This is a genomic window from Ureibacillus sp. FSL W8-0352, assembly GCF_038004345.1.
Taxonomy (GTDB): Bacteria; Bacillota; Bacilli; order Bacillales_A; family Planococcaceae; genus Ureibacillus; species Ureibacillus thermosphaericus.
Genome location: NZ_JBBOQT010000001.1, coordinates 2,879,515 through 2,895,665 on the forward strand (window position 1 = coordinate 2,879,515; position 16,151 = coordinate 2,895,665).

Consider the following 16,151-nt stretch of genomic DNA (forward strand, 5'->3'; position numbering starts at 1 on the left):
GAAAAAGACGCCTATTTTGTTAACATGTTGCACTAATCAAACCATTAATGAAAATAAAGAAGAATCGAGGTAGCAATCATGGATTTACGACAACAAATAAAAAACTATACGCCATATAACGCACAAGAGGCAAAGGATCAAGAACTTATCTTACGTTATATGGATACTTTTGATAACTTATTGACACGTGACAATGAATTTGCCCATTTTACTGCATCTGCTTGGCTTGTGAATAAAGACCGTACAAAAGTGTTAATGGTCTACCATAATATTTATCAATCATGGTCATGGGTAGGGGGGCATGCCGATGGAGATGCCGACTTATTAGGAGTAGCTATTAAAGAGGCGAAGGAAGAAACGGGTTTAAAACAAGTAACCCCTGTATTGAAAGATATATTTTCAATCGAAATTTTAGGGGTAGCAGCCCATGAAAAAAAAGGTAAACATGTGGCGACTCATTTGCATCTCAATGCTACTTTCTTACTGGAAGCAAATGAACACGAATTATTGCATATTAAACCAGATGAAAACAGCGATATCAAATGGTTTTTATTAGATGAAGCGGTGGAAGCAAGCACGGAAAGGGAATTACAAGTAGTGTATAAAAAATTAAATGAAAAGTTGCGTTTATTACAAGGAAAATGAACCATTTAGGGGTGATTCTTCCATATCTTAATGGTTAATAATATGAATATTTATGCATACGAAGAATTTTTCTATTTTAAACTAGCATGGAAGCCGGCAATACCTGCTTTTTTGCATGTTTGAGGGAATATGGAATGAGAATATGGTCATAAAGAACAATTGAAGATGGAGATATAAAATTATATCATCTATAACTATAAAAAGGAATATGTTAATTTTCGATAAGCAGAAAAAATTGCATCGAACAGTTAAAAAATTGTTTTTTAATATAAAAAAAAGAACCGCGGAATGATTAGCGGTTCTTTTAAAATGGAGCATACCGGGCTCGAACCGGTGACCTCTACGCTGCCAGCGTAGCGCACTCCCAACTGTGCTAATGCCCCGATTAATCAATATTATACCTATTTTTATAAAGTTATCAATCCTTTGAGAAAAGTTTGAAAAGGCAATTATTTCTATATAATGATAGTTTTTTTCTATTATAATCATAGAAATCTTTTATTAGACGAATATATGGTTCATATTTACAATAAAATTTAAAGGTAAGTGAAAAAATATACACTTTTTTTAGGCTTCGTATTCGAAAAATTGTGTTTTATTTAAAAATTCTTCATAATATTTAATACTAAATTATAATTAATTCGAGGTGACATGTAATGGAAAAGGATTTAAGCCAAGTTATTCGACACAAAGCTTTCTTAGACAAAATAGTATCTGCTGAGGAAGCGGCTTCTTGGATTGAAGATGGAATGAACCTTGGTATGAGTGGTTTCACACTTTTCGGTGAGCCAAAAGAGTTCCCAAGAGCGCTTTCAGAACGTGGCAAAAAAGAAAACTTTAAAGTCAATGTTTATACTGGTGCTTCACTTGGACCAGCTGCTGACCAAGCTATGGCTGAAGCAGGAATCATTAATTTACGTGTTCCATATCAAGGAAACGCGGTAATGCGTAAAAAAATCAATAGTGGCGAAATGTATTATATCGATCAACATTTGTCTCATACGGCTGAAGAAGTAAGAAAAGGTACTTTAGGAAAAATTGATTATGCGATTATTGAAGCGGCAGCAATCACTGAAGATGGCTTAATTATCCCAACTGGTTCTGTAGGTAACTCCCCAATTTTTGTTGAGAAAGCTGAAAACGTTATCATCGAAGTAAACTTAACTGCACCTAGAGCATATGAAGGTCTTCACGATATTTATGTACAAAAAGAACAAGGTGAACGTCGAGAAATCCCAATTTACAACGTTTCAGACCGCATTGGTGAAATTGGAATCAAAGTTGATCCTGCAAAAGTAAAAGGTGTTATTTTATCTGAACAACCTGATATTCCTTCTCCTTTATTTGAGCCAAATGAAGAAACACAAGCAATTGCAGACCACTTAATCGACTTCTTAAATAAAGAAGTAGAAGAGGGAAGATTACCAATTTCTTTAGCTCCGCTACAATCTGGAGTAGGTTCTGTTGCTAACGCAGTTCTTAAAAATATGAAAGATGCTCAATTCAGAGATGTAGAAGTTCACTCTGAAGTATTACAAGATGGAATCTTTGACTTAATTGATGCAGGGGTTGTTAAATTCGCATCTGGTACTGCGTTCTCGCTTTCTAAGAAACGCGTTGATTCATTAGCGGAAGACTTGGAAAAATACAAAGGCAAAATCATATTCAGACCTCAAGAAATTTCAAATAACCCAGAAGTTATACGCCGATTAGGAGTTATTTCATTTAACACAGCTTTAGAAGTTGACATTTACGGTAACGTAAACTCAACACACGTAAGCGGTACTAATATCATGAACGGTATTGGTGGATCTGGTGACTTTGCACGTAATGCTCGTATTACTATCTTCGTAACGCCTTCATTAGCAAAAGGTGGAGCAATTTCAGCAATCGTACCATTCGTATCGCATGTTGACCATACAGAGCACGATGTAGACGTAATCATTACTGAACAAGGATATGCAGATCTTCGCGGACTTCCACCAGTAAAAAGAGCAGAAAAAATTATCGAAATTGCACATCCAATGTACAGACCACAATTACGTGCATACTTTGAAGAAGCAAAAGAAAAAGTGGGTGGACAAACACCACACATCCTTGAAAAAGCCTTCTCCTTCCATACAAATTTAAAAGAAAAAGGTACTATGCTTTTTGAAGAAGCAGAAGTAAAATAATATAGTATAGAAAAGGGTTACGTTTTTCCACACGTAACCCTTTTAAATATGGAGAATACAGTTATTGTTATGAATTCACAATCCTGATTATTTCATCAAATCTAATTTATGGGGTGTATTGTTAGTTGGATACGAATCAGAGAGCAATTGAACTGTATGAACAAAACGAATATGAGAAGGCAATGGAACTGTTTTTGAAAGCAGTGGATGAATCGAAAAACGTACAATCTGGCCTGGATGTACCTTTATGAGAAAGAGGATGTCAACCGGGCCCTTGGATAGATTAAAGAAGCGGTTGGGATGAATCCTGCTTCCTATTTTCCTTATAATATTTTGGAAGAAATTTGAATTAAACAGGAACGTTGGAAGGAAGCGGAAGAGGCATTACAGAAGTCCATTTCGATTCAGCCATCAAACGAAGCCTTCATCAATTTGGCGGGAGTCTATTATCATCTTGGGGAACTGGAGCTTGCAGCAAAGTATTACTTGCTGGCAGAGAAAGATTCGGACATTTCCATGTATAGCTATATAAAATGCTTGATTGATTTGGGAAGAACAAAGGAAGCAAAAGAAAAATTGGATTTCATTAACAAGGGATCCTATCATTTGATTGGCGAAATCGAAATTGCCGATTTATACGTTGAGCTGGACTGCTACAACGAAGCAATCGAATGGTTTGAAAAAGGGTATAATGCATACTCCGGCAGCTCCTATTGGATTAGCCGATTTGTGTATGCTTTGTATAAGACGAATAATTTCTCCCGTTTAGATGAAGTCATTAAAGAGGAGATTGAAGAAACAAACAAAGCCATTATGCAGGAAGAAGTGAATGAAAACTGGACCGAGGCGCAAAAGAGAGACGCAATCGAAAATTATACGAGGGAATACAACTATTATAAACAATTGAAAGAGCGGATCACTTCCGGATATGTTCCGCAATTGCAATTTTCTGCTCCGTTTACGAGTGCATGCTACTTGTTTGGATGCAAGCGCCACGGGAATCCGGAATATCAAGGCTAGAGGCCTCTATCCAGGCAAAGTTTAATAGGGCAATGAACTGTTGAAAAAAAGGGGTGTATGAAGAATGGATGTTCGATATCCTATTGGGGAATTGCAAGTTCCTGAAAACATTACGTTGGGACAAGTGCAAGAGTGGCTAAAGGAAATTGAAACGTTCGGACGTCGATTGCGGGAAGCGGTGGACGGATTGAGCGGCGAGGAGTTGGATAAAACATACCGTGAGGGGGCATGGACAGTTCGCCAACTGGTCCATCATATAGCGGATGCCCAAGTAAACATGTATATTCGATTGAAATTGGCGCTCACAGACGACCATGCAACTGTGCCGGTATTCGATGAAAATCTGTGGGCAGTTCTTCCGGATACAACTCTTCCTGTTGAAAGCTCCATTAAAATCCTGGAGGGAACGAATGAACGCATCGTTTCATTGGGAAAGACGCTAACGGAAGAACAACTGAAGCGCACATACAACCATCAAATCAACGGCCCAACTGCTGTAGCGTCGGAACTTGCAAAAATGCGTTGGCACGAAGAACATCATTTGGCCCAGATTAAAATCGCATTATCCAAATAAATCAAATCGGCATGCCGGAATTTGGCAGCCGGTTTTTTTAGTGCGCCCGGCATGTACATGAACGATAGGGTGTAAGTCCCGAACCCCGAAGACAGAAGTAGAGGTTAGCTCAACAAAAGGGTGTCCGTGGTAACGCGGAATCTGAAGGAAGCTGGAGGCAAAACACCGGTCCGAGGAACACGAACCTCATATAAGGCTAGGTATGATTGAGTGAGTTTGCAAAACAAAACAAAGCTCTTTCTGTCGAAGGTCATATCGAGTAAATGAGGCGGATAGATGGTGTGAAAGTGCATGTACTTACCCGGGGAGGTCTGGCGGATAGGTGAAGTACGCTTCATAACCTACTTAGTGATAAGTAGCTGAACCGTCAGAAGTCAGCAGAGGTCATAGTATTAGTTGGTTTAGAACTACTAAGAAGGACCGAACAATTAAGAGAGAATAGCCCTTGGCATTCAGTGAGTCATGATGAACACAGAAAACGTAGTACCTCACTTGAGGAAGGAAGCGGTGAATCCCGTGGGAGACCTCTTGGAGGGTGGAGTGACCACTGGCATAAAGAGAACAGCTATTCACGGAAGTTATATAAAGACTTGCGTCAATGATCTTAATTGAACCGCCGTATACGGAACCGTACGTACGGTGGTGTGAGAGGACGGGAGTTAATCGCTCCCTCCTACTCGATTCTTTATTAAAAGGTTTTATCATCAGCACCACTTGTCCCAACAATTCGCCCACCTTCATCTTCCCAACGGTCAATATCTAAAAAAACATCGTCCACATAAGGAAAACTTTTCAAAACCCATCATCCCTTTTTACTTATCATATGAAAAATGATAGATTTCGTTCATGGCTTCATTACTAAGACAATCGCCTTCAAGTGGCACGCGCTAATCATGCAGACAAAATTTCACTAACTCATCCCTTTTTGCTGTAAAATATTGCTACGGGATAGAGAAAGAGAATCGTATAAAGACAAAATCACAGGGGGGATGAACACATGGCAAAACAGAAAGAGATTTTTATTGTCTTTTTCCGTTCAGGGATTTTGGGATTTGGAGGAGGACCTTCCACAATTCCGCTCGTGCAAAAAGAAGTGGTCGATACTTTTCAAATGATGACAAATGAAGAATTTGCTGACGTGTTAGCTATTGGGAATACATTGCCCGGCCCGATTGCCACAAAAATGGCCGGCTATATCGGCTATCGGGTAGGCGGCTGGCTTGGGCTCATTAACGCATTAATCGCAACAATCCTTCCAACGGTTATTTTGATGATTGTGTTTTTAGCAACGTTAAAACAATTTAAAGATTTTGATTTTGTAAAAGGGATGACGAATGGTGTCGTTCCAGTTGTAGCGGTGATGCTTGGAGTGCTCACATGGGATTTTCTTAAAAAATCAAAGAAGTCTCTTGGTTGGAAAATTGGCGGCTTGATCCTCATTTTATCCATAGTTGGAATGCTCCTTTTAAAACTTCACCCAGGTCTTATTATCGGAGCATTACTTCTCGTAGCACTGCTTTTACCGGTGAAGAAGGAGGAGAGTAGTGAATGATATACGTGCAATTATTTTTAGCCTTCTTCTACCTATTATAATAATTTAAATGTGAAGTGAATAATGTTACTAAGGTTGTGGATATGTTCATAAAAACCGAGAAAATCTGGGGTGGATGTGGATACTGTCACAAAAACTGAAGATTCTGCCACAAAATCTGTTGATATGCTCACAAAACTCGTGAATAACTAAGGGGTAGGTGTGAACATTGTCACAAAAATCGGAAGAATTGCCACAAAATCTGTTGATATGTTCATAAAATCCGTAGATATAGTCAAAAAAAGTGGATATCCGGGACAGATATAAACACTGTCCCAAAATATATCCACAATTCAGCTTTGAATCTATCAAACGACGGCCATTTTTTCAGCCGCACCAACTACATTCACCCAAACCGTATCGCCAATTCTTACAGGGCAATGCATATCTGTAATCAAATGAATTTCCTCACCGCCAACCTCTACAATGGCATGTACTTCTCGCCCTTGGAACAACAGGTTTTTCACAATGCCACGCAATCCACAACCTGCATCCGACAGATGGAATTGCTCCGGTCGCACAGGGCACAGCCCCGCTAACTTAAAGGATTTATCCACATCTGGCATTATCCACGTCACGTCAGGTGCATCCATAGGTGTAAATTCATCTCCATGCCAAACACCTTTCATCATATTTGCCTTACTAATAAAGGTCGCGACAAATTCCGTCTTTGGATGGAAGTAAATTTCTTTCGGAGTTCCGACTTGCTCAATTAAACCATCTTTCATTACAACGATCTTATCCGCCATCGCGAGGGCTTCACTTTGGTCGTGGGTCACATACACGATAGATGTTTTAATTTGGCGATGAATGAGCTGAATTTCATTGCGTAATTCAATTCGTAACTTCGCATCTAAACTACTTAACGGCTCATCCATTAATAAAAGTGCAGGGGAGGGGCTCAACGCACGTGCAATCGCCACTCGCTGTTTTTGTCCCCCGGATAATTCGCTTGGCATCCGGTCTGCTAAATGGCTCAAGCCTACAATTTTCAACATCTCTTCCACACGAGCATCCGCATTTTTCTTCAGCTCGGAACTAACAAATCGATGATGTTTCAACGGAAATTTCACTTGCTCTTTCACTTTCATATGTGGCCATAACGCAAAGGATTGAAATACAAGGCCGATATTGCGCTTCTCAGGAGGCATAAAGCTAGATTCCGATGCCACTGTTTCTCCGTTCATCAATAACTCGCCTTCAGAAGGAGTCTCGAATCCGGAAAGCAAGCGTAACAATGTCGTTTTTCCGCATCCAGAAGGACCGACAATGGCAACAAACTCTCCGTCTTCGATCGTTAAATTGATTCCCTTTAAAGCTTCGAAAGAACCGAAACGTTTTTTAATGTTCACTAGTTCAGTTTTCATTTAATTTTACTCTCCTTTGCCAAACATAAATAAAGCCATAAACCATTGCAGCGAGAATTCCCATAAACATTAGTGTAATGACAGAAAAGGCAGTCGAATAAGTTGTGTAGCCTGCTTGTTCAAAGTTAAAAATAATGACACCGATCGTTTCCGCACCAGATGACCAGAGCAAAGAAGAAATCGTCAGTTCCGTTAACGCCGTTAACATGACTAAAATACTTCCGCTTAAAACCCCAGGTAAAATTAAAGGGAATAAAATGGAGCGCCACTTCGTCCAAACATTCGCCCCGAAAATATGGGCCGCCTCTTCTAAATCGACAGACACTTGGGTAATGGCTGAGGAACTACCACGCATTTGGAGTACCATAAATCTTGTCACATAAGCAATCAACAATATCCAAATGGAACCGTAAATACATGGGTTCCATCCCGGAATCGGCTGCATCCACGCAAAAATCATCGCTAATGCCAACACCATACCAGGCAACGTATACGGAATCGTCACAGCCACTTCTAAAAACTTTGATAAGAAGGAAGGTTTCCGCACTCGCACGTAAGCAATCATTGTTCCAACGACTAAACAGATGAGCATCGTGCCGCCAGCCAGTTGTAAACTATTCAACAACGCATCTTGCACTTTTCCGTAATCATATAAAAGATAATTATAGTTATGAAGGGTAATATTTTCTGGTATAAACGGTAAACCGTATGTTTTAATTAACGACGTTTTAATCATCGAAAACATCGGCACAACGCTCACGCCTAAAATAAATACCCAAATGCACATTTCCACAAAAGGACGAGACTTCTGCAACTGAATGCGCGGAGAATGATCCGTTGCAGCCGTTTCTGTCACTTTTGATTTTCTTAATAAAAACCATTGAACACCTGTTGCGAGTAGTGCGAACAATGCGAGCAACACAGAAAAGGTAGCCGCTCGTGAAAAAGCATTGTTGCCAAACCCAATTACTTCTTGATAAATAGCCGTACTTAACACCGTAATATTTGAAGGGATTCCTAAAAAGGCAGGAATACCGAAATTATCTAAGTTTGATAAAAAGGCAATCATCCCACCGCCAACAATCCCAGGTAACGCCAATGGAATCGTCACTTTCCAAAAGGTAAGGAAACGCCCACCACCAGACGTGCGAACGGCCCACTCTAATTCACGGGGAATCCGCTTCAACACGCTTACTGTAAATAAATACACAAGCGGGTAGTGGGATACACCAAGGATAAAAATAATCCCACCCATGGAATAAAGATTAATATCTACCCAAGCGATATCCCCAGCAAATTGGGTCCAGGCAATCGTCACGATATAAGATGGAATGATAAACGGAAGTAAAATGAACACTTGCATCCATTTTTTCAATCGGATATTTGTATAAGCGACAAACCAAGCTAAAGCGACGCCAAGGACAAGGGAAATAGCCGTCGAACCAAGGACAATGTAAAAGGTATTTTTTATGACTGTCCACGTATATTGTTCACTTAATATATTTGTATAATTATCAAAGGAAAAGGTGCCGTCTACTTGAAAACTCATCCATAAAAGTCTAACAACAGGAACAACAAAGAAAAGAAGAACAAGGAGAAGACTAAGGGTAAGTCCTCCTTTTTTTAAAAGCAGTGAAAACAATTCACTGCTTTTTTTTCCTTTATTTGCTTTCGTACTCATAAAAGCATTACTCGTCATTGCTTACTCTCCAAACATTGTTTTGAATTGGTCTTTATCTGTTTCGCGGTTTTGATATAATTCAGAAACGTCTGCGCCAAGCACTGTTAATTCATCTACACCTTTTAACCCTTCTGGAGCATCTACATCAGAACGAATTGGTGCATAGCCAAGGCTTGCTGCTAATTCTTGACCTTCTTTTGATAATACGAAGTCGATAAATGCTTTTGCTGCTTCTTCATTGTCAGATTCTTTCATTAACGCGATTGGCTCAGTAATTACTGGAACACCTTCTTCAGGGTAAACAATCGCAAGAGGAGAACCATCTTTAATCGCATTATTTACTAAATAGTCCACGATAATGGCATAAGATTGATCACCAGCTTGAATCCCTTTTAATGCAGAGCCGTTACCTTGACCAACTGTCACACCATTTGCTTTTAAGTTTTCATAGTAGTCCCAACCAATGTAGTCTGTGCGAGTGAAGATGCCTAAGTTATAAGCTGCAGCACCAGAATATAATGGGCTAGGCATAATTGTTTCGCCTTTTGTTGAGGCATCCGTTAAATCTAACCATGAAGTAGGAGCTTCAGAAACTAAATCTGTATTGTAAGCAATTACTGTAGACATTATTTTTGTACCTGCGTACATGTAGTCTTGATCGATATATTGTTCAGGAATGTTTGCAAATTCAGGTGATTCATAAGCTGCTAGTAAATCTTGATTTTTTAAGTTTTCGAATGTTACTTCATCGGCTACAAGTAACACGTCTGCTTGCACGTCACCTGCTTGCTTTTCCGCCATAATTTTACCGATGACTTCTTCCGTTCCAGAACGGAAAATTTCCACATCTACTTCAGGGTGAAGTTTATTAAATTCTGCCACTAAAGCAGTAGCGTCTGTTTCCGGTTGAGAAGTATAGAATGATAAAGTTCCGCTAAGCTTAGAAGTTTCTGTTTTTGGTGCATCATTCGTATTTGTTTCTGTTTCTTCTTTACCTGTTTCCGTTGATCCACAAGCTGCTAATCCTAATGCTAGAGTAAGTGTTGCTGGTGCCATCCATAATTTTTTCATTTTCATCAATAAACTCTCCTTTTAGATTAATAGATTTTGATATTTTTCTTTTAAAGCTTTATTTGTAAAACTTAATTGAATCGGTGTAATCGTTGCGTAACCTTCTTTAATCATCATAAAGTCGTGATCGAGTTGTTCACTTGTAATGCTAGAACGTCGATCTTTCAACCAGTAAACGAGTTGACCAAAAGCATCGTCAAAGGTTACGTGTTTATAACGATCTACCGAAAAATCTAAATCTGCCATTGTAAAGCCTTTAAATTCTTCCTTTGTAACAGAAGGGAAGTTCACATTCAATAACACTTTCGGATCTAAAGGTTGTTTGAGAAGTTTTGATAAAAATTCAAACAGCCATTTCTTACAATGAGTAAAGTTCGTTTCTTGCGGATTGTACGAATCAATGGATAAAGCGACTGCTGGTAAACCAAAAAGTTGGGCTTCCATTGCCGCATGAATTGTTCCTGAGTAAAACACGTCTCGTCCGATGTTCGAACCTAAATTAATCCCCGAAAAAACAACATCAATCGGTTCATCAATGAGTACTTCTAGCGCGAGTTTCACACAATCTGCAGGAGTACCGGAAACGCTCCAAGACTTCACTTGGTCATGGAAAGGGTTGTAACAGTCGACAGAAATAGGCTGTCTCATCGTAATCGAGTGACTCACTGCACTTTTTTCTGTGTTTGGGCTTACGACATACACTTTGCCGAAATTAGATAATACGTCGACTAAAGCCTTAATTCCTGGGGCAAAAATGCCATCATCATTGGTTACTAAAAAATTCATGAATACAGCTCCTTAAAAGATGGAGTAGGGGAGTTTGTAAATAATCTAGGTGATCATAGAAGAAGTCGTGACTATCCGATGAGTCAAGGCCTTCTAATACGACCGGTACGCCCAGCGCATCGATGGTTTCCCAAAGGTTTGCATCGAGCAATAACTCGCCTTTCCCTAGTGGTACATGATAAGTGGACTTCGTGGAGTCACTTATATGAATTTTGTCTATTCGTTTTAACGTTTTCAGTTCATCCACAATAGATAAATGTTGTGGAATATGGGCTACATCAAAAGTTGTTGTGATTGAATCGTTGCAGTGGGCTAACAATTCATTCATTTTTTGACTTGTGCAGTACATTTCTTTTCTTACCGGTTCCATTAATTCCAATGAAATGTTCACACCGTATTCCAAAGAGAGTTCCTGTAATTGTTGTAAAGTGGAAATCATCAATCGTTCATGAATCTCTCCAAACCGATTGTTCACCGTTCTTTTTCCAGGATGAACAGTGATGGATGGAACTTCTAACTGTTTTGCGATGTGAATGGATGCTTCAATCTCTCGTAATGATTGTTTTCGAATCCCAGCGTTGAGTGAGCATAAATTTAAGTCCCAACTATTGGCGTGGATCGTTGCTTCTAGTTGATAGGAATTTAAAAAATATTGAATCTCTTCAATTGTCCATTGTTGGAATTGAAGCTGTTCCACCCATATTTCAATTCCTGCTAAATTAGCGGACTTCACTTGTTGACAAATATGTTCAAAAGAATGTCCCCAAAACAATGTAGAGGAGGCATAGATTTTCATTGAAGCACCTTCTTTTTCACTACTTGTGGAATCCATTTCATTAATTCTTCTTCTATAAAAGGAACACTGCCAATCATTTGCGGATTTTTTGAAGTGAAACCATGAAAGTCACTTCCCACGCTTGTATATAAATGATGGGCTTTTGCAATGGTGTACCAGTGTTCCGTCGTTTCTTTACTATGGAGGGCATAAAAGACTTCGATTCCGTCAATTCCTTCCTTTAGCACTTCGTCGAACTGAAATTCAAATTTGTAAATACCAGGGTGTGCTAAAAAGGCAAGGCCACCAGCTTCGTGAATAATGTCAATTGCTTCTTTTGAAGTTTTGCCGGCCCGTTCAACAAAGGCAGGAGCACCTTTTTTCAGGAGGGCATTGTAGGCCGCATCAGCTGTTTCAAAGGCACCTATAGATACCAATTCATCCGCGATATGAGTGCGAACAATAATGCCACCTTTTGCCCGGTTCATACAATGTTCCCATTCGATGTTGTAGCCGAGCTGCCTGAGCTTTTCTACGATTTTTTGGCTCCAACGAATGCGTTCATTTTTTCGAAATTCACAGTAGGCCTTTAAGGAAGGATGGTTTGGATCAATTCCATAGCCTAAAATGTGCAATTCACCATTTGGACCATCTGTATTAAATTCCATCCCTACAATTAAATTGGTCGATTGCAAGGAAGGGTGATTTTCGAGCGCGGTATAGGCACCGAGCGCATCATGGTCCGTAATAGACATAAAATCAAGCTTTTGCGTGAGTGCAAGCTGCAATAGTTCTTCAGGTGTCATTTCACCATCAGAGCAGGTCGTATGCATATGTAAATCGATTTTCAACAAATCCACACCTTTCTTTCAGTTCGCTTTTAAGTTTAGGAGAGAATTGTAAAGATGATTAACGGGTTTGTTTTAAGGATTGTTAGAAAAATGTAAAGAAAAATAGTGGATTTTGATGGGAAAGAAGGGTTTGGGAAGGGAATATTTACACAGAATTAATATTCAGAGTTTTGGAAGGGTTAGATTGTAAATGCGGCGTTTACAATTATGGAAAAGTTAAATATTGAATAAGAATAGTGATATTCGGGCGAAATTATTGGAAGAGGGCGATAAGTTCATAAAAGGGGCGATATTGCCACAAAGTAGGGCAATAACTTCACAAAAGGGAGCAATATTGTCACAAAACAGGGCAAAAATATTTGGAGAGGCATATGTTCAGCGTCACAAAATCCAGCGATAAGTTCACAAAGCCCATCGAAATCGTCACAAAATCCAGCGATAAGTTCACAAAGCCCATCGAAATCGTCACAAAATCCAGTGAAAACGCCCAAGCTCATCGATATTGTCACAAAACCCGGCAAATCTGAGGATATCCTTGGCGGAAGTGTGAAGTCTAACTAAAGGGAGCCACTAAAAAAGCCGATTTGAACACATTCAGGTTCAAATCGGCTTCCATTCGTAAAACTTTTAATTAAAATATGAACTCTGTAATTAAGAATAATAGAGTTGGGCATAACAAACATCCTAAACCAGTGTAGAACGTTGCTGTTACAGCGCCATATGGTACTAATTTTGGATCAGTCGCTGCTAAACCACCCGTTACGCCGGAAGTTGTCCCCATTAATCCGCCATAAACCATGGCAGACGTTGGATTATTTAAGCCTATGAATCTAGCAATAAATGGAGTACCAACCATCACTAATACGGCTTTTACTAAACCTGCTGCAATACTGATGGCAATCACTTCTGAACTTGCATTTAATGCGGCACCTGTCACCGGACCAACAATATACGTAACGGTTCCAGCACCAATGGTTGTAATGCTCACCGCATCTCGGTAGCCGAATACAAATGCGAAGATTACCCCTACAATAAAGGACAACACGACGCCGATAAATAGGGAGATGACACCTTTAAAACCGGCTTTTTTAATTTCATCAAAGTTTGCACCAAAAGAAGTAGCGACGATGGCGAAGTCTCTTAACATACTGCCGCCTAAAAAGCCCATTCCTGCTAAAAAACTCACATCTGCTATTCCTTTCGTGCCACCAGTTGCTACTCCACCAAAGTAAGCTAATACTAAACCAATCACAATGGCAATAGCAGAGCCATGAATCCTACCTTTTGTGAATTTATCAGATATGAAATAAGCTAACCACATCGTTAATCCGACTACAACAAATGCAGTAATCAATCCATTATTTACGAAAACATTTTTGATTAAATCAAGCATCCGTTTCCCCCCTCACGATGGCTTCATGAAATGTTGATTCAGAATGTTTTTTTCCGCTGAGCAGGGGAACACATGCCCAACTAATTACAACAACGCCGATTCCAGCAAGAATGGCTAATGGACCGCCTGTTAACGCTCCCAATACGTTTTGACTGGCTGCCATAGCAATGACAACAGGAATATACATCTGATTCCAAAAACTTAAACCATCTAAAGAAGGTTTAGAAATTTTCCCTGCTTTTATCAACTTATCAACAATAATGATTAAAAGCAGCATGGCAATTCCTACGCCACCAACATTTGAATCTACTCCCATCAAAGCCCCAATGAATTCACCGACAATTGAACCAACCAAAAAACACCCAGCTAAAATTGCAACCCCGTAGATGACCAACATTTAACACCCCTTTTCACAAATTGAAAGAATATTCAGTCGACTGTATATTTGTAAGATATCATATTTCACAGAATGAAATAAATCAAGAACAAAATTGAAATAAATAGAAAAAAATTGAATTTTCGATTGAAAATATGCATTTCCTATATTATGATTTATGTACACAGTCGACTGTATATTCTAAAAAGAGAAAAAATACAGAATATAGAATATAGAATAGAGAAGTGATGAACATGGAATTTTTTATTAATTATCCATCAGATAACGCATTATCAAGAATGGTTGCAGAAAAAATCATCGAGCAAATATTAAAAGGGGAACTAAAACCGGGGGATAAAATTGTTGAAAGCACTTATGCCGAATTGTTTAACATCAGCCGCTCTCCAGTTAGAGAAGCGATTTATTTGCTCACAACAGAAGGATTAATTGAAAGAATTCCAAGAAAAGGTGCTTTTGTCAAAGGGTATACACTATCTGAAATACAAGATTTATTAGATATTCGAAATAATATCGAGCTATTATCAGCGAAAAAAATTCGAGATCCACATAAAAAACAAGATTTATTAAAAGAATTGAAGCTTATTTTGGATGAAATGGATGACTGTTGCAACCGACTGCAATACGTATATCTTAACTACGCATATCACTATACGCTCATCAAATTTAGCGAAAGTTCCGTATTAGAAGAAGTGTATAGTAAAATCAGCCTTCCTCTTATTCGAATTCAAAGCATTCACTTTTCATTAACGGAAGCAGTAGAAAACTCGAAAAATGAGCATCGAAAAATGTATGAATTTTTGAAAGAAAATAGAGTAGAAGAATTTATTTCACTGCTTCGCAAACATACGGAAGATGTAATTACCAATGTTAGTAAAATTTTATTCTAGAGAGGAGGCTTATATTGAAAAGTGCTTTTCTCTTTCCAGGGCAAGGTTCTCAATACGAAGGAATGCTCTATGATTTACCTGATGATCCAACCGTAAAAGAAATCTTAAAAGAAAGCGAAGAAATATTAAATATTTCAATTGATTCATTGCATACAAAAGAAGCTCTCTCATCAACTAAGGCGGTGCAACAATGTTTATTAATTGCTTCTGTCAGTGCATTGAAAGTGTTTGAAAAAAATGGGCTAATCCCTGATTTTGTTGCGGGCCATTCTGTTGGCGCATTTGGAGCTGCTGTAGCTTCAGGTGTTATTTCATTTGAAACAGCATTAAAGTTAGTCACAAAACGAGGCGAACTCATGGAAAAAGCCTATGATTTGGGATACGGAATGGCTGTTGTATTAGGATTAGATGAATATAAACTATCCGAAATCGTTAACGAGCTATTCGATGAAAAAGAACCGGTATATGTCTCTAACCGAAATGCGCCAACCCAAATCACCCTGTCTGGTTCTATCAAGGGTTTAGAACGAGTCATCGAATATGTGAAAGCCAATGGTGCCACATCAGCACATCTGCTAAATGTATCGACTCCTTCACACTGTCCGTTGTTTCAACAGGTAAGTGAAGAGCTAAAAAAGGAACTGGATAATTGTGAGCTAAAAAATCCGAAAATTCCGATTTCTAGCAATATCAATTCAAGATTATTAACGACGGCTGATGCGGTAAAAGAAGACTTAGCAAAAAGTATTTGTTATCCGGTTCGATGGCATGATGCTGTCAACTTGCTATATGAGATGGGAGCAAAATGTATGATTGAAATGCCACCAGGAAATGTTTTATCGAAGTTAGCCCAACAAGCATTTCCTCTCGTTCAAACGATGTCTGTCACAATGAATGGAATAGACGATTGTTTATACGTCATGTCAAATCAATAAAGGG

General features: G+C 38.9%; 15 protein-coding genes, 1 tRNA gene and 1 pseudogene. 8 read left to right on the top strand and 9 right to left on the bottom strand.

Features of this window, described 5'->3' with window-relative positions:
* Nucleotides 1-78 precede the first annotated feature (78 nt).
* Nucleotides 79-645 (top strand): NUDIX hydrolase, encoded by a 567-nt coding sequence (locus NST98_RS14560; RefSeq protein WP_340715407.1) that lies wholly within the window; start codon nucleotides 79-81, stop codon nucleotides 643-645.
* Between the two features lie 310 nt (nucleotides 646-955).
* Here NST98_RS14560 and NST98_RS14565 read toward each other — a convergent pair.
* Nucleotides 956-1,028 (bottom strand) — tRNA-Ala (locus NST98_RS14565).
* 273 nt (nucleotides 1,029-1,301) lie between these two features.
* Between NST98_RS14565 and NST98_RS14570 the strand changes: the two genes are divergently transcribed.
* From NST98_RS14570 to NST98_RS14590, 5 genes and pseudogenes are all read left to right on the top strand, one after another.
* Nucleotides 1,302-2,819, top strand: a complete 1,518-nt coding sequence (locus NST98_RS14570) for a succinate CoA transferase (protein WP_340704578.1) — start codon at nucleotides 1,302-1,304, stop codon at nucleotides 2,817-2,819.
* A gap of 125 nt (nucleotides 2,820-2,944) precedes the next feature.
* Nucleotides 2,945-3,839 (top strand): annotated as a pseudogene (locus NST98_RS14575) (tetratricopeptide repeat protein).
* A 64-nt stretch (nucleotides 3,840-3,903) separates the two neighbouring features.
* Nucleotides 3,904-4,413 (top strand): YfiT family bacillithiol transferase, encoded by a 510-nt coding sequence (locus tag NST98_RS14580; RefSeq protein WP_096550198.1) that lies wholly within the window; start codon nucleotides 3,904-3,906, stop codon nucleotides 4,411-4,413.
* Nucleotides 4,414-4,875: 462 nt separating this feature from the next.
* Entirely contained in the window at nucleotides 4,876-5,025 is a 150-nt protein-coding gene (locus NST98_RS14585) for a hypothetical protein (RefSeq protein ID WP_340714207.1), read from the top strand.
* A 385-nt stretch (nucleotides 5,026-5,410) separates the two neighbouring features.
* Nucleotides 5,411-5,965, top strand: a complete 555-nt coding sequence (locus NST98_RS14590) for a chromate transporter (RefSeq protein ID WP_096550200.1) — start codon at nucleotides 5,411-5,413, stop codon at nucleotides 5,963-5,965.
* Nucleotides 5,966-6,312: 347 nt separating this feature from the next.
* Here NST98_RS14590 and NST98_RS14595 read toward each other — a convergent pair whose 3' ends face one another.
* The 8 genes from NST98_RS14595 to madL all read right to left on the bottom strand — a co-directional run bounded on the left by NST98_RS14595 (nucleotide 6,313) and on the right by madL (nucleotide 14,322).
* The gene (locus NST98_RS14595) at nucleotides 6,313-7,371 is read right to left on the bottom strand and encodes an ABC transporter ATP-binding protein (RefSeq protein ID WP_096550201.1); all 1,059 of its coding nucleotides are present in this window, start codon (nucleotides 7,369-7,371) and stop codon (nucleotides 6,313-6,315) included.
* A complete protein-coding gene (locus tag NST98_RS14600; RefSeq protein WP_232019904.1) occupies nucleotides 7,361-9,070 on the bottom strand; it encodes an ABC transporter permease in 1,710 nt (569 codons plus the stop codon). The genes NST98_RS14595 and NST98_RS14600 overlap by 11 nt, the downstream gene beginning before the upstream one ends.
* 3 nt (nucleotides 9,071-9,073) lie before the next feature.
* Nucleotides 9,074-10,129 carry an ABC transporter substrate-binding protein gene (locus NST98_RS14605; protein WP_331855059.1) on the bottom strand — a complete coding sequence of 352 codons (1,056 nt, stop codon included), beginning with the start codon at nucleotides 10,127-10,129 and terminating at the stop codon, nucleotides 9,074-9,076.
* A gap of 15 nt (nucleotides 10,130-10,144) precedes the next feature.
* A complete protein-coding gene (gene surE, locus NST98_RS14610) occupies nucleotides 10,145-10,909 on the bottom strand; it encodes a 5'/3'-nucleotidase SurE (RefSeq protein WP_096550202.1) in 765 nt (254 codons plus the stop codon).
* On the bottom strand, nucleotides 10,887-11,741 hold the full coding sequence (locus tag NST98_RS14615) for a sugar phosphate isomerase/epimerase family protein (RefSeq protein ID WP_096550203.1): 855 nt from the start codon (nucleotides 11,739-11,741) through the stop codon (nucleotides 10,887-10,889). The genes surE and NST98_RS14615 overlap by 23 nt, the downstream gene beginning before the upstream one ends.
* Nucleotides 11,702-12,535 (bottom strand): PHP domain-containing protein, encoded by an 834-nt coding sequence (locus tag NST98_RS14620; RefSeq protein WP_096550204.1) that lies wholly within the window; start codon nucleotides 12,533-12,535, stop codon nucleotides 11,702-11,704. The genes NST98_RS14615 and NST98_RS14620 overlap by 40 nt, the downstream gene beginning before the upstream one ends.
* A gap of 631 nt (nucleotides 12,536-13,166) precedes the next feature.
* Nucleotides 13,167-13,928 (bottom strand): malonate transporter subunit MadM, encoded by a 762-nt coding sequence (gene madM, locus NST98_RS14625; RefSeq protein ID WP_096550206.1) that lies wholly within the window; start codon nucleotides 13,926-13,928, stop codon nucleotides 13,167-13,169.
* Nucleotides 13,921-14,322, bottom strand: a complete 402-nt coding sequence (gene madL / locus NST98_RS14630; protein WP_096552413.1) for a malonate transporter subunit MadL — start codon at nucleotides 14,320-14,322, stop codon at nucleotides 13,921-13,923. The genes madM and madL overlap by 8 nt, the downstream gene beginning before the upstream one ends.
* Before the next feature lie 230 nt (nucleotides 14,323-14,552).
* On the opposite strand from madL, the gene NST98_RS14635 reads away from it, so the two are divergent.
* Nucleotides 14,553-15,212 (top strand): GntR family transcriptional regulator, encoded by a 660-nt coding sequence (locus NST98_RS14635; RefSeq protein ID WP_340715750.1) that lies wholly within the window; start codon nucleotides 14,553-14,555, stop codon nucleotides 15,210-15,212.
* A gap of 14 nt (nucleotides 15,213-15,226) precedes the next feature.
* Nucleotides 15,227-16,147, top strand: a complete 921-nt coding sequence (gene mdcH, locus NST98_RS14640; RefSeq protein WP_340715408.1) for a malonate decarboxylase subunit epsilon — start codon at nucleotides 15,227-15,229, stop codon at nucleotides 16,145-16,147.
* Nucleotides 16,148-16,151 lie beyond the last annotated feature (4 nt).

Excerpts from the sequence above, each read along its gene's own strand:
- NST98_RS14560 (WP_340715407.1), top strand. The coding sequence starts at position 79 with ATGGATTTACGACAACAAATAAAAAACTATACGCCATATAACGCACAA.
- NST98_RS14570 (WP_340704578.1), top strand. The coding sequence starts at position 1,302 with ATGGAAAAGGATTTAAGCCAAGTTATTCGACACAAAGCTTTCTTAGAC.
- NST98_RS14580 (WP_096550198.1), top strand. The coding sequence starts at position 3,904 with ATGGATGTTCGATATCCTATTGGGGAATTGCAAGTTCCTGAAAACATT.
- NST98_RS14585 (WP_340714207.1), top strand. The coding sequence starts at position 4,876 with ATGATGAACACAGAAAACGTAGTACCTCACTTGAGGAAGGAAGCGGTG.
- NST98_RS14590 (WP_096550200.1), top strand. The coding sequence starts at position 5,411 with ATGGCAAAACAGAAAGAGATTTTTATTGTCTTTTTCCGTTCAGGGATT.
- NST98_RS14595 (WP_096550201.1), bottom strand. The coding sequence starts at position 7,371 with ATGAAAACTGAACTAGTGAACATTAAAAAACGTTTCGGTTCTTTCGAA.
- NST98_RS14600 (WP_232019904.1), bottom strand. The coding sequence starts at position 9,070 with ATGACGAGTAATGCTTTTATGAGTACGAAAGCAAATAAAGGAAAAAAA.
- NST98_RS14605 (WP_331855059.1), bottom strand. The coding sequence starts at position 10,129 with ATGAAAATGAAAAAATTATGGATGGCACCAGCAACACTTACTCTAGCA.
- surE (WP_096550202.1), bottom strand. The coding sequence starts at position 10,909 with ATGAATTTTTTAGTAACCAATGATGATGGCATTTTTGCCCCAGGAATT.
- NST98_RS14615 (WP_096550203.1), bottom strand. The coding sequence starts at position 11,741 with ATGGATTCCACAAGTAGTGAAAAAGAAGGTGCTTCAATGAAAATCTAT.
- madM (WP_096550206.1), bottom strand. The coding sequence starts at position 13,928 with ATGCTTGATTTAATCAAAAATGTTTTCGTAAATAATGGATTGATTACT.
- NST98_RS14635 (WP_340715750.1), top strand. The coding sequence starts at position 14,553 with ATGAACATGGAATTTTTTATTAATTATCCATCAGATAACGCATTATCA.